Raw genomic sequence first — 22,312 nt, 5'->3', positions numbered from 1 at the left:
TAGAGATACACGGCAAGCATGAACCTCACCAAGCGCAGCAAGATCCTGATCGCCGTCATCGGCATGATTGCGGTACTCGGCGTGGTCGCGCAGGCGACCGGCGTGCTCGCGGCGTGGAATGACAAGGTCTGGGGGAGTTCCACATTCCGTCTCGCTCCGGCCACTGACGGGTACGCCCGTTCGATCACCGCGCACACAAAGAACCAGCGGTTGATCAGCGGTGACACATGGGACGCCACGACTGCCACGCATACGTTTGCCAACCCGGGGACCACGGTGACCCCCGGTGCAACCACCTTCACCTCCAGGTACAGCGGGAGTGGCTTCTTCGGTGTGGGCATGGTCGCTGCGCGAGGGCGGTCGGAGGCGACGCTGACCCGCACCGCCGGCAACATTTCGGCATCCGCGACCTCAACGGCGCGGGACCTGAGGGCGTCCCCCACGCCGAACTGGTTGAATCCGTTCAGCTCGACCGTGTCGGTCCTGGACACGAAGGAGAACATCTACACGGCTGCGGTCAACTGCACTTCATCGAACTACGGCGAAACGGTCACACCCACGGCCACAGCTCCGACCGGCGGTGACATCTATATCGGCATCGGCTCAAACAACAATTACGCAATGCCCCCGCCGAACGGGTCGAGGTCCTTCACCGACAACGCGGTGGGGTACCGGGTAGAGGGGACGTTCCGCAGCATCGTTGCCACTACCGCGAAGACCGCTCTGTCGACGCTGATCCTGGACCTCGATATCCAGAACCTCTTGTGGCCGCACTCGACCGTCTGGACCGTCAGTATCCAGTTCGTCCGCGCCGAATGTGGTATCGGGGTTGCGCTTCCGGATGCAGGATCTTCTGTCCAGGCTGCGGGCGCGGCACGAATGGCGGCACGCCTCGCGCCGTCCTCGGAGAGCGCCACGCCGTCGGAGTCCGCGGAGAGTTCGGCCGCCGAGAGCTCCGAGAGTTCGGAATCGGAGTCCTCGAGCTCCGAGAGTTCCGAGAACTCCGAGAGTTCCGAGTCCGAGAGCTCCTCGTCGGCAAGCTCTTCCGAGAGCGAAGCCGCCGAAACCCCGGCGCTGAAGCAAGGTCCGACGACCCCGACCGACGTCGACGTCGGGGATCAGTTCCCGGTGATCGCCACCGATGGCACCGACCTCGGTACGGCGACGATCCAGAAGATCGAGTCCACCGCTCCCTCGGAAGGGGCGAAAGCGACGGTCGCGGTGAAGATGTCGGTGACCACGTCGGACACCGGGGGTGACGGCCGGTTGTCATCGATCGCCTGGGATGACTTCGCCCCGATGGTCGGGGGAGTGCAACAGGCATCAGGGCAGGCGACAACCGAGGGAGCGCAATTGCCGGATCAGCTGGCACCGGGGCAGACCTACACCGGTTGGGTGGCGTTCACCGCGCCGAGCGCCGCCGGTAAGGCGATGTGGAAGCCCGCGGGCACAGCCGGATTCACGTTCGTCCTGCCGGACCCGGAGGTGCCGGTGACCTCGACGACGACGTCCGCACCCGCACCCGTCGCGAACGCGCCGGAGACCAGTGAACCGGAAGCGGCCCCGACCGACGACGCGCCCGCGGCCGAGGCGCCTGCAGTCGAGGCCGAGGACTCCGACCCGGTGCCCACTCCCGAGAAGAAGAGCCGGTCGCGATCGAGTTCGGACGAGTCCTCGGCGGACTCCTCCGCGGACGACGAGTAACCGGTCTCTCGTCGTCAGGAGTCCTGCGTCAACCCGGCGAGAATGCTTGCGAGATAGTCGTCTTCGGCCTCGTTGCCGGGCAGCTCGAGCGCGCGACGGTAGGCGGCCGCTGCGCCGTCGTGATCGTCGAGTTCCGCGAGTGTCAGTGCCCGCGCCACATGGAACGGGCGATACCGGTCGAGCGAGGGGTTCGACGCCAACCGGTTGAGCATCTCGATCCCGCGTGACGGTCCGAACGCCCGTCCGACGGAGACGGCCCGGCCGATCCGCACGACCGGGCCGGGATCGTGCGCTTCCAACAGGCGGTAGAGAACCGCGATCTGCGCCCAGTCGGTGTCATCGGCGGTCCGCGCCTCCGCATGAACCGCGGCGATCGCTGCCTGGATCGTGTAGGCACCCGCGTCACGTTGTGCAGCAGCGGATTCGGCGAGTGCGGTGCCCTCTCTCACCATTGCCGTGACCCAGAGGGTCCGGTCCTGGTCGGACAGTGGGATCGGCCGGCCGTCGGGGTCCACCCGTGCGGGCCGCCGAGATTCGGTGAGCAACAGCAGAGCGAGCAGCCCGGCGGTCTCGGCGCAGGGGAGCAGGACATACAGAGTCCGCGCCAGCGCGATGGCCTCGGCGGTGATGTCGTCGCGGATGTGTGAGCTACCCGTCGACCGTGCGTAACCCTCCGAATACACCAGGTACACAACACGTAGGACGCCCCCGAGGCGGTCCGGTAGGTCGTCGGCACGCGGCGGATGGAACGGCACGCCGAGTGCCTTGATCCGCTTCTTCGCGCGCACGAGTCGCTGCTGTGCGGTCGGAACCGGGATCAGGAGTGCGTGCGCGACCTCGGGTGTGGTCAGCCCGGCGACGAACCGCAACATGAGCGCGATCCGGTCCTCGATCCGCAGAACCGGGTGGGTACACGCGAAGTACATGCCGAGGCGTTCGTCGGGCAATGCCGGATGCGTGATGTCGGCGGGGTCGCCGAAGTCCGCCGGAACGGGCGCGCGGTCCGAATCGGTCTGCAGCTGCCCGAGTTTCCCGGCGAGGACGTTCTCCCGCCGCAGTTCGTCGAGCACCCGACGTTTCGCGGTCGTCGTGAGCCACGCCTCTGGTGACTCGGGGACACCTGTCTGCGGCCAGGTGACCAGGGCCTGCGCCAGAGCGTCCTGCAGGGCGTCCTCGGCGCGATCGAGATCACCGAATCGTCTGGTGAGGGTGGCGATGACACGAGTGCGGATGCCGCGATCGATCGTGGCAACCGCTCGACGGGCCACGAGAGGCGCGCCCGCCGAGCGGTCCGGTGTTCCGGTCACGGCTCAGTACGGCGCGAGCGGCCGGATCTCCACGTGCCCACCCGGTGCCGAACCGGGACTACGGCGAGCCCACTCGATCGCCTCGTCGATGTCGGCGACGTCGATGACGTAGACGCCGCCGACGAACTCGCGAACCTCGGCGAACGGACCCGACGACGCCACGACGCGCTCGCCCGTGCCATTCGTGTGCACGACGGCGCGTTCGTCCTCGAGAGCGAAAGAGCTGACCACGACGCCGGCTTCGGTGATCTCCTGGTCGAACGCGAAGAACTCCTCGGGCGTCGCTCCGCCTTCTTCGCCGCATGCCGGGTCGTCGACGTGTCCCATGAGCAGCAGTGCGTATTTCATCGTTCCTCCAGTCATCTGCCGCCGGACCGGAGTGGTCCGACACCATGGTGACGTACGGGCGGACGCGATATCGACAGCCGCCGGAACTTCTCGTCGGAAACGAAAAATGGGAGGCCCGAAACTCGGACCTCCCACTCATCGGGGTGGATGACGGGACTCGAACCCGCGACAGCCAGGATCACAACCTGGTGCTCTACCAACTGAACTACATCCACCATCGGCATCCGACACCCGGGCTTTCGCGCCTGGTCTCAGAGCCAAGAACACTCTAGCGGGTAGATGCCGCAGAACTCCAATCGATTATCTGACCTGCGTTTTCAGGCGGGCCCGAGATCCTTGACGATGTTCGCGAGCGCATCGACGTCGGGGCCGGGAGCCGGCACGAAGGCGGCTGCACGGTAATAACGGAGCTCGCGGATCGATTCACGGATGTCGGCGAGGGCACGATGGGCGAGGCCCTTGTCGGGCTGGCCGAAGTACACCTTCGGGAACCAGCGGCGGCACAGTTCCTTGATCGAACTGACGTCGACCATCCGATAGTGCAGGTAGGCGTCGAGTTCGGGCATGTCCCGGGCGATGAAGCCGCGGTCGGTGGCGATCGAGTTGCCGGCCAGCGGGACGGCACCGGGCGACGTCACGTGCTTGCGGATGTAGTCGAGCACCATCTTCTCGGCCTCGGCGAGGGTGACGGTGGACGCGCGCACCTCTTCGGTGAGACCGGAATCGGCATGCATCTTGGTCACGACGTCGGGCATCGACGCGAGAGCCGCGTCGTCGGCGTGGATGACGACGTCGACGCCGTCACCCAGGATGTTGAGGTCACCGTCGGTGACCAGGGCCGCGATCTCGATCAACTTGTCCGACTCGAGTCGGAGGCCGGTCATCTCGCAATCGATCCACACCAGTTTGTCCTGCACCCGACAACCTTAGCCAACCGTCACGACGAGCCCGCGTCAGACGGAGAACAGGGGCACCTCGCGGGCTATTGTGTCCCTCGTGACCGAAGCCCTCAGCCCTGCTCAGACCATCGCCGCCGGCTACGCCTTCACCTCCACCTCGCTCGAACTGGGGACGGTGTCGGTGGACGGTCAGGTCGACGCGACCGCCTCGGTGCGCATCCCGCTCGCGATGATGAATCGGCACGGCCTCGTCGCCGGTGCCACGGGCACCGGCAAGACCAAGACCCTGCAATTGCTGGCCGAACAGCTCTCCGCCAATGGTGTGCCGGTGGTGATGGCCGACATCAAGGGAGACCTGTCGGGGCTGAGCCGCGAGGGCGTCAGCAACGACAAGATCGTCGAACGCGCACAGCAGACCGGCGATTCCTGGCAGCCCGCCTCTCATCCTGTCGAGTTCGTCTCGCTCGGTGACACCGGCATCGGCGTGCCCATCCGCGCGACCATCACGTCCTTCGGCCCGATCCTTCTCTCCAAGGTGTTGGGCCTCAACGACACCCAGGAATCGACCCTCGGATTGATCTTCCACTGGGCGGACAAGAAGGGTCTGCCGCTGCTCGACCTGAAGGACCTACGGTCGGTGATCGCCTTCCTCACCGGCGACGAGGGCAAGGAAGAGCTCAAGAACATCGGCGGGGTCTCGCGCCAGACCGCGGGCGTGATCCTGCGTTCCCTGACCAATCTCGAGGCCGACGGCGGCGACACGTTCTTCGGTGAGCCCGAGGTCGAGCCCGCCGACCTCATCCGCCTCGCCGCCGACGGTCGCGGCATCATCACGCTCTTCGAGCTCGGCGCCCAGGCCGCCCGGCCTGCTCTGTTCTCCACTTTCCTGATGTGGATTCTGGCCGACCTCTTCGAGTTCCTGCCCGAGGTCGGCGATGTCGACAAGCCGAAGCTGGTCTTCATCTTCGACGAGTCGCATCTGCTGTTCGACGACGCGTCGAAGGCGTTCATCGACCAGGTCGTGCAGACGGTCAAGCTGATCCGCTCGAAGGGTGTGGGCGTCTTCTTCTGCTCGCAGCTGCCCACCGACATCCCCAACGAGGTGCTGTCGCAGCTCGGCGCCCGCATCCAGCATGCGTTGCGTGCCTTCACACCTGACGATCAGAAGGCGCTGAAGAAGACGGTCAAGACGTACCCGGTGTCGGAGATCTACAAGCTCGAGCAGGTCCTCACCTCGCTGGGCACCGGTGAGGCCGTGGTGACGGTGCTGTCGGAGAAGGGTGCGCCGACCCCGGTCGCCTGGACGGTCGTGCGTCCGCCGCGTTCGTCGATGGATGCCATCGGGGCGGAGGCGATCACCGCCGCCGCCAAGGCGAGTCCGCTGTATGCGAAGTACGGGCAGTCGATCGACCGCGAGTCGGCCTACGAGATGCTCGCCGCCAACACGCTGTCGCCCGGCGAATCCGCCGACACGCCCGCACCGGCTCCGGTTCCCGTCCCGGCTCCGAAACATACTCCGGCACCGAAGCCCGTCCCCGAGGAGCCGGGCATCATCACCGAGGTGCTGACCAGCAAGCCGGTGCAGAGCTTCCTGCGGTCGGCGGCCAGCGCCGCGGGACGCGAGTTCAGTCGCGCGATCTTCGGTACGGGGCGGCGTCGGAAGCGTTGAGAAGTGTTCGGCGCCGGGCCTACTCGGCGCTGAACTTTCGGTAGAACCCGCCGACGATCGGCGCGACGACGGCGCGCGGGGTGTACCCGCCGGCCACCGACATGGCTTTGGACAGGGTTCCGGGGACGACACGCATCTTGTTGTGCGCCAGGGCATCCAGACTCATCTCGGCGACCTTCGCGGATGAATGCCAGAGAAAGTCGGGGACGACCTTGTCCACGATCGACGCCTCGTCGGGCGACGGTGTGTGGGTGCGGACCGGGCCGGGAGCCAGAAGTGTGACGTGGACGCCCTGTGCCGAGACCTCGCCCCGCAGCGATTCGCTGAACGTGTTGACGAAGGCCTTCGACGCGGCATAGGTGGCGTTGTTCGGGATCGGCATGTTGCCGGCTGCCGACCCCACCATGAGGATGCCGCCGGAACCGCGCTTCACCATCTGGGGGAGGACAGCGAGGGTCAGGTCGTGAACGGCGTTGACGTTCAGCAGGACCTGGGACTTCTCGTAGTCGGCGTCGAGTTCGGCGACGGGGCCGAAGGTGGCGATGCCGGCGTTGTTACAGAGGATCGAGATCTCGCGTCCGGCGAACTCGGCGGCAAGGACCTCGACCTTGGTCGGGTCGGACAGGTCGACCGCGCGGACCTCGACCGCGACCCGATGGGCGGCCCGCAGTTCGCCGGCGAGCTCTTCGAGGAGCTCACCGCGACGGGCGACGAGGACTACCGAGTGGCCACGGGCGGCCAGCGCCCGGGCGAGCTCGCGACCGATACCGGAGGAGGCCCCGGTGACGACGGCGCGGGCGTTTTCTGAAGGCGGCGGTACCGGCATGGGAGCAATCGTAGCGGCCGCTGCGCCCCGGCCCGAGAAGAGCCGGAGCGCAGCGACAGATGGGTCGAGAGGTCAGTCGATACCGGCGGCGACCTCGGTGCCCTGCCGGATAGCGCGCTTGGCGTCGAGTTCGCCCGCGTAGTCGGCGCCGCCGATCACGTGGGTGGTGACACCGGCGAGGGTCAGCGGATCGATGAGATCGCGCACCGATTCCTGGCCCGCGCAGATGACCACGTTGTCGACCTCGAGGACCCGGGTCTCCGTCACGTTGCCCTCGTCGTCGCGGAAGCTGAGGTGCAGACCCTGATCGTCGATCTTGTCGTAGGTCGCGCCACTGATCTGCTCGACGCCCTTCATCTTCATCGTGGCGCGGTGCACCCAGCCGGTCGTCTTGCCGAGCGACTTGCCCTGCTTACCGGACTTGCGCTGCACCATGTAGACCTGACGCACCGGCGGCAGGGGGCGGGGCTTGGTGACGAAACCGGGCTTCTCCGGATCGTCGGTGACGCCCCATTCCTGTTCCCATTCCTTGAGATTCAGCGTCGGCGACTCGTCGGTGGTGAGGAACTCGCTGATGTCGAAGCCGATACCTCCGGCACCGATGACGGCGACCCGCTTGCCGATCTCGCGATGACCGAGGACGGCGTCGGCGTACGACATCGCCATCGGGTGGTCGACGCCGGGGAAGCTCGGGATGCGCGGCACGACACCGGTGGCGACGATGACGTCGTCGAACTTCTCTGCGATGAGCGTGTCGGCGTCGACCCGGGTGTTGAGTCGGACGTCGACGCCGAGGACCTCGAGCTTGCGGGTGAAGTAGCGGATCGTCTCGTTGAACTCCTCCTTGCCCGGGATGCGGGCGGCGATGGAGAACTGGCCGCCGATGGACTTGCCACCTTCGAACAGCGTCACCTTGTGGCCGCGTTCGGCACTCGAGACGGCAGCCGACAGGCCGGCCGGACCGGCACCGACGACGGCGACCCGCTTGGCCTTGCGCGTCGGGCTGAGGATCAGCGTGGTCTCGCGTCCCGCACGCGGGTTCACCAGGCACGACACCTTCTTACCGACGAAGGCGTGGTCGAGGCAGGCCTGGTTGCAGCCGATGCAGGTGTTGATCTCGTCGGCGCGACCCGCGCGGGCCTTGTTGGCCAGGTGGGGATCGGCGAGGAACGGACGGGCCATCTGGATGGCGTCGACGCGGCCGTTGGTGAGGATCTCCTCGGCGAACTCCGCGGTGTTGATGCGGTTGGCGGCGATCAGCGGGATCGACACCTCGTCGCGGAGACGCTCGGTGAACTTCACGAAGGCGCCGCGGGGGACCGAGGTCACGATCGTGGGGACCTGGGCCTCGTGCCAGCCGATGTCGGTGTTGATCGCATCGACGCCGTGCTCCTCGGCCTTGCGTGCCATCAGGGCGATCTCGTCCCAGGTCTGGCCCTTGCGGATCAGGTCGGCGACGGACTGACGCAGGATGATCGGAAAGTCGCGGGGAACCTGACGGCGGATCTCCTTGATGACCTCGACGAGGAAACGCTGCCGGTTCTCGGTGTTGCCGCCCCACTTGTCGGTGCGGTCATTGGTGTGCGGGCACAGGAACTGGTTGATCAGATACCCCTCGCCGCCCATGATCTCGATGGCGTCGTACCCGGCCTTGCGTGCCAGCTTCGCCGACTGGCCGAAGGTCTTGATGACGTGCCAGATGATCGGCTCGGTCATCCGCAGGTGCTTGAACGGATGGATCGGCGACGGATCCTTGCCCGGAGCGACCTTGAACGGGGTGTACCCGTAACGGCCGGCGTGGATGAGCTGCATGGCGATCTTGCCGCCCTCGTCGTGCACGGCCTTGGTGACGCGCTGATGTCGCTTCCAGTCGAGGGCGTTGGTCATCTTGCCGCCGGCGAAGGCGAGCAGGCCGGTGCGGCTGGTGCCGAAACCGCCCGTGATGATCAGTCCCGCACCGCCTTTCGCGCGCTCGGCGAAGTACGCGGCGAGCTTGTCGGTGTCCCAGAGGCGATCCTCGAGACCTGTGTGCATCGACCCCATCACCAGACGGTTCTCGATGGTCATGCCGCCGATCTGCAGCGGCGTGAACAGGTGCGGGTAATGCGGGTTGGGTTGTGCCGTGTGGGCTGACATGGCGCGACCTTTCATCTCGGTGTCGTGGTGACGCTGTGTGCGTGCAATGCTCTGTCTGGGTGGTGGTTCCGTGCCGTCACGGGTGTCGCTGGTTCATCCCGGCGAGTTCGCGTTCGAGTGCGGGAATGACCTCGTCGCACCACTCGATGTAGCCCTCCTCCTGCCGGATGCCGCCGCGCAGCACGAGGTACTGGTGGAGCTTGCGGCCGGTCAGGGTGTCGGGCTCGGGGTAGTAGTCCGCCTGGAATCCCTTGAACAACGTCAGTTGTGCGACGTGCTCGTCGCGGTGGGCCTTGAGCTCGCCGATGATGGCGGCGAGGTCGCCGAACTCGGCGGCGCGGAGTTTGACGCCGATGTCGCTGCGGAGTGCCTGCCGTGGTGTGGGGCTCATCGCCCACTGCGCCAGCGCATCTCGGCCCGAGTCGGAGATGGTGTAGACCTTCTTGTCCGGGCGGCCGTCCTGGCTGATCGACTCGACACTCACCAGGCCGTCGTCGAGGAGCTTCTTGAGCGTCCGATAGATCTGCTGGTGGGTGGCCGACCAGAAGTAACCGATCGACCGGTCGAATTGCTGACCGATCTCGTAACCCGTGCCGGGTCGCTCCGCCAGCGACACCAGAATCGCATGTTCGAGCGCCATGTGAGCACGCTAACACCGCAACAGGGCACTATGCAACAAGGTGCTTATGAGTCTTGTTGCATATGCGCCGAGTGAGCACCGGGGTAAGGGGAGCGGGCAAGCCGTGAGTGCCGCAAACTGTTGCGCATGACTGAACCGGGGACGAGATCCCAGAACCTGCTGTCGTGGAAGCTCACGACGAACACCGTGGTGGCACCGGAGGAACGGCTGACCTGGCCGCGGACTGTGAGCATCGGTTTGCAGCATGTGGTCGCGATGTTCGGCGCGACCTTCCTGGTGCCGGTCCTCACCGGGTTCCCGCCGTCGACGACCCTGCTGTTCTCGGGTATCGGCACCATCCTGTTCCTGCTGATCACCCGTAACCGTCTCCCCAGCTATCTGGGCTCGAGTTTCGCGATCATCGCGCCGGTGACGGCGGCGGTCGCCTCCGACGGGGCATCGTCGGCGCTCGGTGGCCTGGTCGCGGTCGGTGCGCTGCTCGTCATCATCGGTCTGATCAGTCATTTCGCCGGCGTGAAGTGGATCGAGACGCTGATGCCGCCGGTGGTGACCGGTGCGATCGTGGCACTGATCGGCCTGAACCTGGCCCCGGCCGCGAAGAACAACTTCGTCGCGGACCCCGTCCTCGCGACCATCGTTCTGGTCCTGCTCGTCGCCTCGGCGGTGCTGTTCCGCGGGCTGCTCGGTCGTCTGGCGATCTTCCTCAGCGTCGCGTTCGGCTATGTGCTGGCGCTCGTCCTCGACTGGATCGACTCCGACAACGACTACATCGACACCTCCGGTATCGCCGACGCCGCGTGGGTCGGCCTGCCCGACTTCCAGACCCCGACCTTCGATCTCGGTGTCCTGCCGCTGTTCCTTCCCGTCGTCCTGGTCCTCGTCGTCGAGAACATCGGTCACGTGAAGTCGGTCGCGATGATGACCGGCAGGGACTACGACGACACGATGGGCCGCGCGCTCGCTGCGGACGGTCTGGCGACGATGCTCGCCGGCAGCGGTGGCGGTTCGGCGACGACCACGTACGCCGAGAACATCGGCGTGATGTCGGCGACCAAGGTCTACTCGACCGCGGCCTACTGGGTGGCCGGTGCGGCCGCGATCCTGCTCGGCCTGTCGCCGAAGATCGGTGCGGTGATCGCCGCCATACCGCCGGGCGTCCTCGGCGGGGTCACGACAGCCCTCTACGGCCTCGTCGGCATCATCGGCGTGCAGATCTGGGTCAGCAACAAGGTCGACTTCTCCAAGCCGATCAACCAGTTCACCGCCGCGATCCCGCTCATCATCGGCATCGCCGACTACACCTGGCAGATCGGCGATCTCGTGTTCGCCGGTATCTCGCTGGGCTCGGTTGCCGCCCTGGTCATCTACCACTCGATGCGGATCATCGGTGGCTGGCGCGGGACGGTGGTTCCCGACAAGTCCTGAACAGGTCGGTCGTCACCACGGGAGTTTCAGCGGGATGTCGGGGATGGGGCCTGGTAGGTCCACATCTCCGTCGGCGCGGTCGTTGAGCAGATACAGCCCCCACAGGGGTGCCGGTGCGCCGAGCGGTGGTGGCGGGAGTTCGGGGACATCGGGTTTGCGCGCGACGTACAGGTCGGGTTGCTGACCGGTGATGACCTTCACCATGTTCCGGAAGGCCGTCGAGTGCGGGTCGTCCCAGTAGCCGCCGTGGGTCTTGATCCCGCTGTCGTAGGTGCGTCCGTCGATCTGGACCGTACCGGTGTCGAGACGCGTCACCCCGGGTGCGGAGTCGGGGTCGGAGCCATGCGGGTTCCCGGGTAGGGACTGCGCGTAGTGGATCGGGTCGCCGGGAAATGTCAGCGAGTACCGTTCGACGCCGCCGGGGTGCGTTAGATCGTGCACCCCGGTGCCGGCCGACGACGCGTAGATGACGCGGTCCGGAGTCAGGCCCAGCTGCTCGGCGGTGCCGACCACCACCCCGCCATAGGAGTGGCCGATGTAGGTGGTGCTCGCGCCGGGTGCGTGGCGGGCGATCTCGGCGTCGAGTTCGGTTCCGAACAGCTCGAGCCGCGCGGCCATGGCGCCGGCGAAGGCCGGACTCGTGGCCGCGCGGAGATCCGGAGGCAGATCGCCGTCGAGGTAGAGGAACACCGGGCCGTTGGTCTGGTCGGCGAGTTCGGCTGCGGCGCGGCGGTTGTCGCCGCCGGCGGTGTCGATGGTGGTGCCGGTTCCCGGTACATAGGTGGCGGCATTCCTGGTGCCTGGACGCAGCGTGCCGATCATCTCGACGACGCGTCCCTGCCGTGTGTTCACGAAGGTCACGAACTGCCGCTCGCGCCCGTCGCCGGGCGTCAGCATCTCCCGCAGCGTCCGGGCACGACGACCCTCGCTCCGGCCGGCCTGGATCTCGTCGACCAGGGCGTTGCGGATGTTGATCTCGTTGGCTTGGATGCGAAGGTCGAAGGGAACGCCTGGAAGGTTGCCCAGCACATGCGGATTCGCCTGGATGAGGCGTCGTATGTCGTCGGGTGCCATCTGTTCGAGGATGTCGCGGACCTGGCCGGGAGTGAGTGACTCGAGCACTCGGACGGCAGCGTCGGCGTCCAAGGGGCGATTCCCGGGAAGCGTCACATCGGGTTGTCCGTCGACCATTGACGCGAGGTCGGTCGCGAGCCCGTCGAGTCGCGAGCCGTAGCGTTCGTCGAGACCGTCGACGGCGGCCAGACCGGACTCGATCGAGCCGCTGAACTCGGCGGCCGCCGTGACCCGGCCGGGATCGGGGTGGGTGACCGTGCCGTCGTCGGCGACGCGAAAACCTGCGCCGGTTGCGGCGTCGACGAGACGCAACACGTGCTCGCGCGCATATGCGAGGTCGGTCCCGGCGTCGGATGCTTCGTCGGCGACCATCTGCAGCGCGTTGCGGACCTCGCCGGCGTGGTCGTGCTCCTGCCGGATACGGTCGTGTGCGGCGGCACGGGTGCGTCCACGCCACGAGTCGGATGACTCGAATGCCGTCCGGGCGCGGTCGATTCCGGTGTCGAGAGATTCGGCCGCGGTCGATGCGGCCGATCCCGCGTCGGCGAAGGACTGCGGATTCCAGGCGCGCAGCGCCGAGATCGTAGGGCGCATCAGCGGTCCCGCAGTGCTTCGAACGTCGCGGCAGCTCGGGCGTCCGCCGAGGTCGTCGTCGCTTCGAAGGTGGCCAGGATCTCGCTCATCGCGATGAGGCGGTCGCCGATCGACTCGACGGCGCGACCGGCAGGTCCGGCGGTGTCGCGGAGTGCACGGGCCACCCGACTCGATGAGCCCCGGGCGTCGCCGAGGGTCGCGGTATCGATCGCGTGGATGGCGATGCCATTGGCGCGCCACGACCTGACGACCGCCTCGATCTCGTCCGGCGAAACCCCGAAAACATCCTTCTCCGAGTCGTTTCCGCGATCAGATCGGGGAAACCACTGGGGGACGAGCGGAACGGGTGAGGGGATGGGGAACGGGAATGGCATGATCCTCCGTGACTCTTCGAGGACTGCGACCACCCGGAGAGGTGGCGCGATTCTTGGACGCGCCGCGCGCCTCGCCGGTTCCGAAAACCGCTTCTCCGCGACCACGCGCGGGGGCTACGTTGGGGGCACTCGACAGGACAGGGGAGCCGCCGATGCCGCAACAGGCTTGGCATACGAGGGCGGAACGGCCCGACGACGTCGCGTGTGTCCACGAGATCAATGCGGACGCCTTTCCCACGTCGGAGGAAGCCGAGCTGGTCGACGCGCTCCGCGCCGACCCGGCCTGGCTCGACGGGCTCTCCATCGTTTCCGTCGATGCCGACGATCGCCCGGTTGGTTTCGCGCTGCTGACACGCTGTCACGTCGACGATGCCCCCGCGTTGTGCCTCGCACCGTGTGCCGTGGCCACCGCATACCAGCGGACCGGAGCGGGTTCGGCCGCGATCATCGCCGCCCTCGACGCGGCGCGCGACATGGGGGAGAGCACCGTCGTCGTGCTGGGCCACCCCGACTACTACCCGCGCTTCGGTTTCCGACGAGCCGTCGACCATGGCATCCGGCTCAGCATCGAGGTGCCCGAAGAGGCGTTGATGGTGCTCAGCCTCGACGGCACCGACGTCCCGTCCGGGACGGTGCGCTACGCGGCGCCGTTCGGCATCTGATGCCGTAAGTGACGGTGCCCCCGGCAGGACTCGAACCTGCGACCTAGGGATTAGAAGGCCCTTGCTCTATCCACCTGAGCTACGGAGGCGTGCTCGGCGCGCTCGTGGCACAAGGACACGGGGCGCCGGGCACATGGAGTTTACGACATGCCCTCGAGCTCGCCGCGGATGTGCCCCAGACCACGGCGGTACCAGGTCGGAGGGTGTGGCGTCGGCCCCCGGACCTACAGTTGAGGAATGACCCGCACGTCGACGTCCGCCTCGCCGGATCAGAATCGCGACGCGATGAACGAACCGCGCGGCGTCGTCACCGCGGTCCTCTGGGCGTCGGGATGGCTCGCCGCGATCGTCGCCATCGCCGTCACCGCCATCTCCGCGTCCACTGCGCTCAAGCTGACCGGCGTCCCCGACCCCGGGCCGCTCACCACCTACGGTCTGCCGACCCTGACCGCGATCGGTGAGTTCGCGGCCGCGATCGCGCTGGGCTGCGCGGTGTTCGCCGCCTTCTTCGTGCCGCCGCAGTCCGACAACGTGCTCGACGTCGGCGGCTATCGCGCCATCCGGATCGCGGCGTCGTCGGCGCTGGTGTGGTCGGTGTGCGCGCTTCTGCTGATGCCGCTGTCGGCGTCGGAGGTCAGCGGATCGCCGCTGTCGGAGGCGATCAAACCGGCCAACCTGATCAACGCATACGGTCAGGTCGCCGAGGTGCGCACCTGGTTCTGGACGGCGGTGTTCGCGCTGGTCGCGGCGATCATCGCGCGGACGATCCTCAAGTGGGGGCCGACCGTCGCGGTCATCGCGTTTACGATCTTCAGCCTGATGCCGTCGGCACTGGCCGGGCACTCGTCGTCGGGCGGTAACCACGACATCGCCACCAACAGCCTCATCCTGCACCTGATCGGCGCGACCCTGTGGCTCGGCGGGCTCGCCGCGGTGGTCGTCTACGCGCTCGCGTCCGGGCGGTGGCGGGGACTGGCGGTCCGACGCTTCTCGCGCGTCGCGTTCTGGTGCATCATCGTCGTCGGCCTCAGCGGCGTGATCAACGCCGCCGTGCGCGTGCCCCTCGATCAGCTCTTCTCCGACACCTACGGGCGCCTCGTTGTGGCGAAGGTGGCGGCACTCGTCGTCCTCGGTGCGCTCGGTGCGTGGCACCGGCGAGTGACCATCGCCCAGCTCGAGTCGGAGGAGCGGCCGTCGCTGTTCGTGCGCTTCGGGCTTGTCGAGCTGGCCGTGTTCGCGGCCACCTTCGGTCTGGCGGTCGGCCTGAGCCGGACCCCGCCGCCGGCCCTCGACACCGCGAACGTCTCACCGGTCGAGAACGCCATCGGCTACGACATCGACGGTCCGCCGACCTTCGTCCGGTTCTTCACCGACTGGCGATTCGACCTGATCTTCGGTCTTGCCGCCATCGTCCTGGCCGCCGTGTACATCCGCGGCGTCGTGCGACTGAAGCGACGCGGCGACGACTGGCCGATCGGCCGCACCTTCGCGTGGCTTCTCGGATGTCTGCTGCTGCTCCTGGCGACCTCGTCGGGTCTCGGCCGGTATGCACCGGCGATGTTCAGCGTCCACATGATCGCCCACATGCTGATGTCGATGATGATCCCGGTCCTTCTGGTCCTGGGTGGTCCGGTGACGCTGGCGCTGCGCGCCCTCCCGCCGTCGGGCCGCGGCAACCCTCCCGGACCCCGCGAGTGGATTCAGGCGGGTGTGCACTCGGGGCCGTCGCGCTTCCTGACGCACCCGCTGATCGCGGCCATCATGTTCGTCGGCAGCTTCTACATCCTCTATCTCGGCGGGCTGTACGAGTCGGTGGTCGAGTACCACGCGGCTCACCTGCTGATGAACCTGCACTTCCTGCTCAGCGGATACCTGTTCTACTGGCTCGTCATCGGCATCGACCCCGCACCACGACAGGTCAAACCGGTCGCCAAACTCGGCATCGTCCTCGGGTCGCTGCCGTTCCACGCCTTCTTCGGCGTGGCACTGATGATGACCACGGCCGTCATCGCCGAGAACTACTACCGCGGACTCAATCTGCCGTGGACCTACAACCTGTTCGACGACCAGCGCGCCGGCGGCGGAATCGCCTGGGCGGCAGGCGAGATCCCGCTCGTCGTCATCATGCTGGCCCTGCTGGTCCAATGGCAGCGCAGCGACACCCGGCAGGCGAAGCGCTACGACCGCAACGCGGTCCGCGACCACGACGCCGAACTCGAGAACTACAACGACATGCTCAAGGAGCTCAACAAACGCGGCTGAGTTGCAACGGAACTCAGCTCGATCCGGTCGACACCGTGCAGACGGACGCCCCGGCCTGGACCAGCGCGGCGACGTGAAGCGGGTCGAATCCCGCGTCGGCGGCGGTCTGCGCGGTCGACACGGTCAGCTCCGGCGGGCAGCGCAGGGTCGTCACGATGTCGCGTGAGGCCGCGAGTTCGTCGACGATCGCCACATTGAGTTCGTTGATCGCCGCCCGGACCGGACCGAGATCCGGTGTCGCGGGTGGGGCCGTCTGCCCGGGTAGGCGCCACTGGGCGAACAGCCTGCGTTGTACCGTCTTGCTCGCCTCGATCTGATCGCGGAACACACCGCGAACGTAGCCGGGGTCGAGGTCCCGGTCGAGAGCGAGCTGCGACACGGTGTCGAGGACGACCTGTTCACGCGCGGGATCGTCGATGGCGGCGCCGGATGCCCACTTGGACGCGGCCACCGCGTCGGCCAGTGCGAGGCGACCGGCGATCGCGTCGGTCAGACCCGACATCGCCGGGGCCGGTGCCGCCGCGGACAGGGGTGGCGCGACCAGCATCGTGGCCGCCGCGATCAGACCGGTCAGGAACACTCGCATCCGCATTCCGCGATCCTATGGGCGGAACGCCAGGGGTACCCGCGATCTGTGGGTAATCCGTGGAGAGTTCTCCACAGCCCGATCATGTCCCCGTCTCCGGCGTATGTCGGGGGAGATGCTGATGCGGCCACACTTCCCGTGGCCGACACCAGTAGGAGACGACCATGTTTGAGACGTACACGACCGTCATCGGAACCGTTGTGTCCGAGCCCCGCCGACGCCAGACCACCACCGGCGAGGACGTGATCTCGTTCCGCGTGGCCTGCACCTCGCGCCGCATCGACAAGCGCAGCGGCGAGTGGGTGGACGGACCGACGCTGTATCTGACGGTGAGCTGCTGGCGCCGACTCCTCGCCGGCGTCGGCCTCGCCATCGCGAAGGGCCGGCCCGTCATGGCGCACGGTCAGATCAAGACCAACGAGTATCCGACGGCCGACGGCTCGCGCCGCTCCGATCTCGAGATGACCGCCGTCGCAGTGGGACTCGACCTGAGTCGCTGCATCGTCACCTACCGTGGCACGCCGTCGTCGGAGCGAGACATCGCGGCCGCCTTGCCGGTCGCCGCCGCGGAGAAGGCGGAAACCCAGACGGCTGCGTGAGTTTCACGCCGTCCGGTTGCGGACCAGTCGCCAGTGGTTGCGCCCGTCGGCGCGCCGGTAGGAGAGCTCGTCGAGGATCTGGATGGCGATGGCCAGTCCGCGACCGCGCTCGGCGAAGTCGTCGGGCAGGCTCACCGCGTCGAGGTCGACGCGGGCCGGATGACCGTCGTCGCTGTAACGGCCCTCGATCCGGTCCGCCGCGACCTCGAGTTCGAGCCGCATGGCCACCCGGCTGCCGTCACGGGCGTGTTCGACGATGTTCGAGCCGATCTCGGCCAGCGCGAGCTCGAACTGCATTGCGTCCATGTCGTCGACCGGGCAGTCGCGCAACAGATCTGCGAGCAGCTCGTGAATGTGCTCGAGGGTGGCGTCCGACGTGACCTCCTCGAGAACACGCGTCCCGGTGTTCTCGGTCATGAGGGTGGCCTCTCGGATCTCACTCGGCACCGTACGCGGCGTCCGCGGACTCGTGCACCCGCAACACGCGATTGAGGTTGGTCAGTTCCAGGACGGTGACGACCTGCTCGGTGGGGGCCGCGATCCGGAGATCGCCACCCGCCTGGCGTGCGACCTTCAGTCCGGAGACGAGCGCACCCAGCCCGGACGAGTCGATGAAATCGGTGCCGGATAGGTCGACGACGATCCGGGTCGTCCCGGCCCCGACGAGTTCGTGCAACTGATCGCGCAGCCTGGGTGCGGCGATCATGTTGAGCCGTCCGTCCGGCGTGATCGCCACGGCATCACCGGCGACGGGGCGAGTCGAGTATGTCGTCATCATGGCCTTTCTGGACGGGCGGGGTTGTCGCCGGTGGGCGAGTCTTCTGCCGTGTCGTCGTGACCGCGGTAGCGGACCGCCATGATGACGACGCTCAGGATCACCAGATCGAACAGTACCCAGAACAGGTTGACGCCCACGCCCAGAACAGAGATCGCGCCCCGCCACAACTGCACGATGCCGATGACCGATGCCACGACGAGGAGGACCATCGCGGCGAGCTGCGGGCGGACGAGATGCCACGGCAGCGCGTCCTGGGACTGTTTCGTCTTCGGCGTGACCGCGAATCCGAGTGGCCGGTTCAGGTAGACGTTGCGGAACGCGGTGGTGCAGGCCCGGATCCAGACCGGGAACAATGCGAGACTGTACTGTTGGCCCCGCCAGGTCGGGGTTCCTCTCGCCACGACGAGGAACAACACCTGGTTGATCACCAGGAACGGGATGAGGCGGAGGAAGAAGTCCCAGCTGTAGGCCTGCACCGGGAGAACCCCCAGCACGAGATACACCACCGGGGCGGCGATGTAGGCGATCGCCGCGAAACCGGCCAGGTAGCTCCACATCGTCGCCCAGTACATGAGTCGCTGGGCTACGGTCAGCCCCTTCTGGACCAGCGGGTTCTCCCGCAGCATCACCTGGATGGTGCCCTGAGCCCACCGAAGGCGTTGGGTGAGCATCGTTTTCAGGTCCTCGGGAGCGAGCCCGTAGGCGAGGTTCTCGTGGTGGTATGCCGAATTCCACCCCAGGGCGTGCAGCCGCATGCAGGTGGCCATGTCCTCGGTGACCGAGATCGTCGCGAGCGGCAACATCGGTTGCGCCTCATCGGATCTGCCGACATCGACCGCCGCGACCAGGGCACGGATCGACTCGATGGCGCCGAGTGGGGACCATTCGCGATCGGCCAGAACCGCCAGAGCATCGAAGTCGAGTGCCCCGGCACCGGTTTCCTGCTCGCTGAACTCGGTGAGGGCCTCGATGGCCTCGAGGTCGGCACGCATCGCCTCGACATCGGCGTCGACGAGTCCGCGGGCGGCCTCGTCGACCCACGCCTGGAATCGGTAGGTGATATCGGCCAGCGGTGCCCGATCCTTCAGCTGCTTCCGTGCCTCGGTGACCGCGGCGTCCACCCGGTCGAGCGCGGCGAGTGCCGGAGGGTTGTCGCGGACACGTCGTCGGGTCTTTCGGAGCACGGTCCGCGCGGTCCGCAGGGCGCGGTCGACGCCGTCCTCAACGGCGGTGACGTACTGGGTGATCCCGAGCTGCATCAGTGCTTCACGACGCAGGACCGCGTTCGAGCCGCAGAAGAATGCGGCGTTCCAGCCGTCCTTCCCCTGCTGGATCGGCCCGTAGAAGAGCGGTGCCTGCGATCCCAGCGGGTCCGAGGGTGGCACGTTGACGAAGTACTGCGGGGTCTGGACCACGGCCATCTTCTCGTCGTGGAAGTAACCGAGCGTGCGGTCGAGGATCTGCGGTTCGGGGACCTGATCGGCGTCGAGGATGAGGATGAACTCGCCCTCGGTCTGCATGAGCGCGTTGTTCAGGTTGCCGGCCTTGGCATGTCGTGGCTTGTCCAGCCAGTTCGACGACCGGGTCAGGTAACCCAGGCCGGCCTTGCGCGCGCACTCGGCGAGTTCGGCGCGGTCACCGTCGTCGAGGATCCAGGTGGTGTGCGGGTAGGTGATGGCCTTCGCGGCGAGCGCGGTCTTCATCACGAGGTCGATCGGTTCGTTGTAGGTGGTGATGAAGACATCGACCGTGGCGCCTGCGGGCGGCGGCGGGGGTTCGGGGCGGTGCTGCAGTTTCCACATGGTGAGCCCGAACAGCAGCGAGTCGATGAGGCTGTAGGTCTCGGCGACGACCAGCGGGACGGCGATCCACCACGCCTCCCAGTTCACCGATGCCAGCCAGCGCCACACGATGTAGTTGAGGCCGAGCACTGCTGCCACGACGATGAGCAGCCGTAACCACGGCGACGGGGCGGTGCGGGCGAGGGTGGCCTTCTCGATGCTCTCGCTCATCCGGCATCGTCCCGCCGGATCGCGACGAGTGTGACGTCGTCTACGGGTGGGAGACTGGCCACCAGTTCCTCGACCTTCGTCCGCACTGCGGCGGGAGTGCTTGTGCCGCAGAGCATTCGGAGGAGGTCGAGTGCGTCCCCACCGGCGACGAGGTCGAGGAGGCCGTCCGAGGCGATCACGAGCATGTCGCCGGGGCCGAGATCGATTGCGGCCGAACGCCAGGTGTCCTCCGGCAGGATTCCGATGGGGAGTCCGCCGCCGTGTAGGACGGTGCAGTGGCCGTCAGCGCGGCGCACGGTGGCCAGCCCGTGGCCACCGTCGACGTAGTCGACGTGACCGTCCCGGGTGCGCAGCCGGGCGTGGAACAGGGTCGCGAAGGTTTCCGTGCCGGCGAAGTCCTCGGCGAGCTGACCGGCCACCGTACCCACGACCTCGCCGAGATCATGGTCTGCGCTCTCACCACCGGTGGCGTCGAAAGCCCGTGAGGCAGCACGCATCGCCGACCGCACGGTGGCGGTGAGGATCGCCGCCCCCAGACCTTTGCCCATGACGTCGGCGACGGTGAACACCAGTCCGTCGTGGCAGGGGTAGTGGTCGTAGAAGTCGCCGCCCACGGCGAACGCGGGGAGGCACATCGTCTCGATGGAGTAGCCGGGCACGATACCGAGCGGTGGGGGGAGCAACTGGCGTTGCACCTTCGCGGCGCGTTCGAGATCGTCGGAGTTCTCGATCTCGCGTTGCGCCCAGGCCGCCAGCTCGCGGAACGCGGCCAACTGGTCGGCGGTCAGCTGCCGCGGCCGGGTGTCGTAGACGCAGAAGGTGCCCACCGGGTGACCGCCCGGACCGTACAACGGATACCCGGCGTAGAAACGGATTCCGCCCTCCCCGCTGATCTGAGGTATCTCGGCGAAGAACGGGATCGTCGACACGTCCTCGATGACGAGCGCCGGGTCGGCAGGGCGCGTGTAGGCCCGCGCGACCGTCACCTGGCACACGGTCTGCTCGCGTGGCTGGTTCTGCAGTTCGATGCCGTCGACCGCCTTGAACCATTGCCGATCCCGGTCGAGGAGGGACACCGTCGACATCGGTACGCCGAACACCGCTTTGGCCATGCGGGTGATCTGCGCGAACCGGTCCTCGGGGGCGGAGTCGAGCAGGTTGAGCTGCTCCACCGCTCGGAGACGTGCTTCCTCGACGTCGGGGGCGATCAGCGCTTGCGTCTCATCCACCGTGACCCGACCCGGACGTTCCGACTCGGCTTCCGTCACCGCTCGACTCCTATCACCGCAACCCCACTTCTTCGAGTGCACGTGCCATCGCCCGGCCTGCCTCCGGCGAGCTGTTCAGACCCCAGTCCGATTCCTTGTCGTGGTCGAACCAGACGAAACCCGTGACCCCGTCGGCCTTGTCGAGGTAGTCGACGAGATCTGCGATCCAGTCGGCCTTGGACCCGCCCGCCTCGGCCGAACCGACCTCGGTGACGAGAATCGGCTTGTCCGGCGCGAGTTCGCGCAGCTGGTCGAGGGAGGACCCGAAGAGCTCGTTCGGCGACGTCCATCGGTGGCCGGGTACCGAGCCCCAGTTGTAACCGTCGATGCCGAGGACATCGACGTAGTCGGCGCCGGGGTACCAGCGGGACAGCGGAACGTCCGAGATCGGGACGTTCGGCGCCCACACCCACTTCACGTTCACCGCGTTCTTCGACGCAAAAAGGTCGTGGACGTGCCGCCACGCCGCGACGTACAGCTCGGGCGGCGTCCCACCCGCGGGACTCCACGGGTACCAGTCGCCGTTGGGTTCGTGGGCGAACCTCAGATAGACGGTCGAACCCCAGGCGACGAGCTCGTCGGCCCAGCGGTACAGGTAGTCGTCGTGCGTTCCGGCAACGATCGAGGACATCGAGAAGGCGGCGCGATCGTAGGTGCCGTCGCCGAGATGCCGCCAGGGTTCCCAGGTGACGATCGGCTCGGCCCCCGCGCCGATCACCGCGTTCAGCGCCGCGATCGGTGGGATGGCGGTGAAGTCCTCGAAGAACAGATTGATGGTCGGAGAGACCCCGGTCAGCGCGGTGACGCCGGCGACCTCCGCGGGCTCGAGCGGGCCGCTCGGTGTCGTGACCCCGAATCTCAAACATGGGCCGGCCGGACCGTACAGCGGTGAGATGGTTGGAGGACAATGCCGGGGCTCGGCCGCACAGGCGCCGACAGCACCCATCGACGTGACGATCACGCCCACGACCACCGTCACCACTGTCCACCTACCCACCGAGCGCATGACACTCCCATCGCGCCAACCCAGCGCCGCACTTGTGCTCGCCCGGCGCCGCAACTCACACCCCGTCGTCGGCCCTCGCCGACGCGAACCATTCTCGCGACAAACCGCGCGTCGCGCGCGGCATCCGCCCAATTGCGTGGCCG

General features: G+C 67.2%; 20 protein-coding genes and 2 tRNA genes. 6 read left to right on the top strand and 16 right to left on the bottom strand.

The annotated features are described in order from the left end of the window. Window positions 1-18 precede the first annotated feature (18 nt). Window positions 19-1,704, top strand: coding sequence for a hypothetical protein (locus tag PWF70_RS14915; protein ID WP_006360063.1), 1,686 nt, complete (start codon window positions 19-21; stop codon window positions 1,702-1,704). 14 nt (window positions 1,705-1,718) lie between these two features. On the opposite strand, the gene PWF70_RS14910 is transcribed toward PWF70_RS14915, so the two are convergent. From PWF70_RS14910 to orn, 4 genes are all read right to left on the bottom strand, one after another. Beyond that, window positions 1,719-3,011: an RNA polymerase sigma factor gene (locus PWF70_RS14910; protein WP_006360062.1), complete on the bottom strand. Its 1,293-nt coding sequence runs from the start codon at window positions 3,009-3,011 to the stop codon at window positions 1,719-1,721. Between the two features lie 3 nt (window positions 3,012-3,014). Next, window positions 3,015-3,359: a YciI family protein gene (locus PWF70_RS14905; protein ID WP_006360061.1), complete on the bottom strand. Its 345-nt coding sequence runs from the start codon at window positions 3,357-3,359 to the stop codon at window positions 3,015-3,017. A 142-nt stretch (window positions 3,360-3,501) separates the two neighbouring features. Further along, window positions 3,502-3,574, bottom strand: a tRNA-His gene (locus tag PWF70_RS14900). 102 nt (window positions 3,575-3,676) lie between these two features. Beyond that, complete coding sequence (gene orn, locus PWF70_RS14895; protein WP_006360060.1) at window positions 3,677-4,276, bottom strand: oligoribonuclease; 600 nt, start codon at window positions 4,274-4,276, stop codon at window positions 3,677-3,679. A gap of 70 nt (window positions 4,277-4,346) precedes the next feature. On the opposite strand from orn, the gene PWF70_RS14890 reads away from it, so the two are divergent. After that, a complete protein-coding gene (locus PWF70_RS14890; protein ID WP_006360059.1) occupies window positions 4,347-5,927 on the top strand; it encodes a helicase HerA-like domain-containing protein in 1,581 nt (526 codons plus the stop codon). Window positions 5,928-5,946: 19 nt separating this feature from the next. On the opposite strand, the gene cmrA is transcribed toward PWF70_RS14890, so the two are convergent. From cmrA to PWF70_RS14875, 3 genes are all read right to left on the bottom strand, one after another. Beyond that, window positions 5,947-6,753 carry a mycolate reductase gene (gene cmrA, locus PWF70_RS14885; RefSeq protein WP_006360058.1) on the bottom strand — a complete coding sequence of 269 codons (807 nt, stop codon included), beginning with the start codon at window positions 6,751-6,753 and terminating at the stop codon, window positions 5,947-5,949. Between the two features lie 72 nt (window positions 6,754-6,825). Beyond that, window positions 6,826-8,889, bottom strand: a complete 2,064-nt coding sequence (locus PWF70_RS14880) for an NADPH-dependent 2,4-dienoyl-CoA reductase (RefSeq protein ID WP_035754063.1) — start codon at window positions 8,887-8,889, stop codon at window positions 6,826-6,828. Window positions 8,890-8,965: 76 nt separating this feature from the next. Continuing rightward, window positions 8,966-9,529, bottom strand: a complete 564-nt coding sequence (locus tag PWF70_RS14875; protein WP_006360056.1) for a PadR family transcriptional regulator — start codon at window positions 9,527-9,529, stop codon at window positions 8,966-8,968. A gap of 126 nt (window positions 9,530-9,655) precedes the next feature. Here PWF70_RS14875 and PWF70_RS14870 point away from each other — a divergent pair, with 126 nt between their 5' ends. Beyond that, window positions 9,656-10,954 carry a uracil-xanthine permease family protein gene (locus tag PWF70_RS14870; protein WP_035754064.1) on the top strand — a complete coding sequence of 433 codons (1,299 nt, stop codon included), beginning with the start codon at window positions 9,656-9,658 and terminating at the stop codon, window positions 10,952-10,954. A gap of 12 nt (window positions 10,955-10,966) precedes the next feature. Here the strand turns inward: PWF70_RS14870 and PWF70_RS14865 are convergent, their stop codons facing one another. Beyond that, entirely contained in the window at window positions 10,967-12,622 is a 1,656-nt protein-coding gene (locus tag PWF70_RS14865) for an alpha/beta hydrolase (RefSeq protein ID WP_006360054.1), read from the bottom strand. Beyond that, window positions 12,622-12,996 (bottom strand): hypothetical protein, encoded by a 375-nt coding sequence (locus tag PWF70_RS14860; RefSeq protein WP_006360053.1) that lies wholly within the window; start codon window positions 12,994-12,996, stop codon window positions 12,622-12,624. Before PWF70_RS14860 ends, PWF70_RS14865 begins: the two co-directional genes overlap by 1 nt. Window positions 12,997-13,148: 152 nt before the next feature. Here PWF70_RS14860 and PWF70_RS14855 point away from each other — a divergent pair, with 152 nt between their 5' ends. Next, window positions 13,149-13,658: a GNAT family N-acetyltransferase gene (locus tag PWF70_RS14855; protein WP_006360052.1), complete on the top strand. Its 510-nt coding sequence runs from the start codon at window positions 13,149-13,151 to the stop codon at window positions 13,656-13,658. Between the two features lie 15 nt (window positions 13,659-13,673). Here the strand turns inward: PWF70_RS14855 and PWF70_RS14850 are convergent. Beyond that, window positions 13,674-13,747 (bottom strand) — tRNA-Arg (locus PWF70_RS14850). Window positions 13,748-13,895: 148 nt separating this feature from the next. Between PWF70_RS14850 and PWF70_RS14845 the strand changes: the two genes are divergently transcribed. Further along, on the top strand, window positions 13,896-15,920 hold the full coding sequence (locus PWF70_RS14845) for a bifunctional copper resistance protein CopD/cytochrome c oxidase assembly protein (RefSeq protein ID WP_006360051.1): 2,025 nt from the start codon (window positions 13,896-13,898) through the stop codon (window positions 15,918-15,920). 13 nt (window positions 15,921-15,933) lie between these two features. Here PWF70_RS14845 and PWF70_RS14840 read toward each other — a convergent pair whose 3' ends face one another. Next, window positions 15,934-16,512 (bottom strand): chorismate mutase, encoded by a 579-nt coding sequence (locus PWF70_RS14840; RefSeq protein ID WP_006360050.1) that lies wholly within the window; start codon window positions 16,510-16,512, stop codon window positions 15,934-15,936. 158 nt (window positions 16,513-16,670) lie between these two features. Here PWF70_RS14840 and PWF70_RS14835 point away from each other — a divergent pair, with 158 nt between their 5' ends. Further along, complete coding sequence (locus PWF70_RS14835; protein ID WP_005198896.1) at window positions 16,671-17,105, top strand: single-stranded DNA-binding protein; 435 nt, start codon at window positions 16,671-16,673, stop codon at window positions 17,103-17,105. A gap of 3 nt (window positions 17,106-17,108) precedes the next feature. Here the strand turns inward: PWF70_RS14835 and PWF70_RS14830 are convergent, their stop codons facing one another. From PWF70_RS14830 to PWF70_RS14810, 5 genes are read right to left on the bottom strand one after another with little or no spacing between them, the layout of a single operon-like run. Beyond that, window positions 17,109-17,522, bottom strand: coding sequence for an ATP-binding protein (locus PWF70_RS14830; RefSeq protein ID WP_035754143.1), 414 nt, complete (start codon window positions 17,520-17,522; stop codon window positions 17,109-17,111). 19 nt (window positions 17,523-17,541) lie between these two features. Next, window positions 17,542-17,880 (bottom strand): STAS domain-containing protein, encoded by a 339-nt coding sequence (locus tag PWF70_RS14825; RefSeq protein ID WP_006360048.1) that lies wholly within the window; start codon window positions 17,878-17,880, stop codon window positions 17,542-17,544. Next, on the bottom strand, window positions 17,880-19,895 hold the full coding sequence (locus PWF70_RS14820; protein WP_006360047.1) for a glycosyltransferase family 2 protein: 2,016 nt from the start codon (window positions 19,893-19,895) through the stop codon (window positions 17,880-17,882). Before PWF70_RS14820 ends, PWF70_RS14825 begins: the two co-directional genes overlap by 1 nt. Next, on the bottom strand, window positions 19,892-21,163 hold the full coding sequence (locus PWF70_RS14815) for a PP2C family protein-serine/threonine phosphatase (RefSeq protein ID WP_006360046.1): 1,272 nt from the start codon (window positions 21,161-21,163) through the stop codon (window positions 19,892-19,894). Before PWF70_RS14815 ends, PWF70_RS14820 begins: the two co-directional genes overlap by 4 nt. 13 nt (window positions 21,164-21,176) lie before the next feature. Further along, on the bottom strand, window positions 21,177-22,169 hold the full coding sequence (locus PWF70_RS14810; protein WP_035754066.1) for a glycoside hydrolase family 26 protein: 993 nt from the start codon (window positions 22,167-22,169) through the stop codon (window positions 21,177-21,179). Window positions 22,170-22,312 lie beyond the last annotated feature (143 nt).

This window comes from Gordonia sp. Swx-4 (genome assembly GCF_030316175.1).
Taxonomy (GTDB): domain Bacteria; phylum Actinomycetota; class Actinomycetes; order Mycobacteriales; family Mycobacteriaceae; genus Gordonia; species Gordonia alkanivorans.
This window is presented reverse-complemented; position numbering and strand designations above follow the sequence as displayed.

Excerpts from the sequence above, each read along its gene's own strand:
- cmrA (WP_006360058.1), bottom strand. The coding sequence starts at position 6,753 with ATGCCGGTACCGCCGCCTTCAGAAAACGCCCGCGCCGTCGTCACCGGG.
- PWF70_RS14825 (WP_006360048.1), bottom strand. The coding sequence starts at position 17,880 with ATGACGACATACTCGACTCGCCCCGTCGCCGGTGATGCCGTGGCGATC.
- PWF70_RS14810 (WP_035754066.1), bottom strand. The coding sequence starts at position 22,169 with ATGCGCTCGGTGGGTAGGTGGACAGTGGTGACGGTGGTCGTGGGCGTG.
- PWF70_RS14840 (WP_006360050.1), bottom strand. The coding sequence starts at position 16,512 with ATGCGGATGCGAGTGTTCCTGACCGGTCTGATCGCGGCGGCCACGATG.
- PWF70_RS14905 (WP_006360061.1), bottom strand. The coding sequence starts at position 3,359 with ATGAAATACGCACTGCTGCTCATGGGACACGTCGACGACCCGGCATGC.
- PWF70_RS14835 (WP_005198896.1), top strand. The coding sequence starts at position 16,671 with ATGTTTGAGACGTACACGACCGTCATCGGAACCGTTGTGTCCGAGCCC.
- PWF70_RS14865 (WP_006360054.1), bottom strand. The coding sequence starts at position 12,622 with ATGCGCCCTACGATCTCGGCGCTGCGCGCCTGGAATCCGCAGTCCTTC.
- PWF70_RS14880 (WP_035754063.1), bottom strand. The coding sequence starts at position 8,889 with ATGTCAGCCCACACGGCACAACCCAACCCGCATTACCCGCACCTGTTC.
- PWF70_RS14875 (WP_006360056.1), bottom strand. The coding sequence starts at position 9,529 with ATGGCGCTCGAACATGCGATTCTGGTGTCGCTGGCGGAGCGACCCGGC.
- PWF70_RS14855 (WP_006360052.1), top strand. The coding sequence starts at position 13,149 with ATGCCGCAACAGGCTTGGCATACGAGGGCGGAACGGCCCGACGACGTC.
- PWF70_RS14830 (WP_035754143.1), bottom strand. The coding sequence starts at position 17,522 with ATGACCGAGAACACCGGGACGCGTGTTCTCGAGGAGGTCACGTCGGAC.
- PWF70_RS14845 (WP_006360051.1), top strand. The coding sequence starts at position 13,896 with ATGACCCGCACGTCGACGTCCGCCTCGCCGGATCAGAATCGCGACGCG.
- PWF70_RS14860 (WP_006360053.1), bottom strand. The coding sequence starts at position 12,996 with ATGCCATTCCCGTTCCCCATCCCCTCACCCGTTCCGCTCGTCCCCCAG.
- PWF70_RS14915 (WP_006360063.1), top strand. The coding sequence starts at position 19 with ATGAACCTCACCAAGCGCAGCAAGATCCTGATCGCCGTCATCGGCATG.
- PWF70_RS14820 (WP_006360047.1), bottom strand. The coding sequence starts at position 19,895 with ATGAGCGAGAGCATCGAGAAGGCCACCCTCGCCCGCACCGCCCCGTCG.
- PWF70_RS14870 (WP_035754064.1), top strand. The coding sequence starts at position 9,656 with ATGACTGAACCGGGGACGAGATCCCAGAACCTGCTGTCGTGGAAGCTC.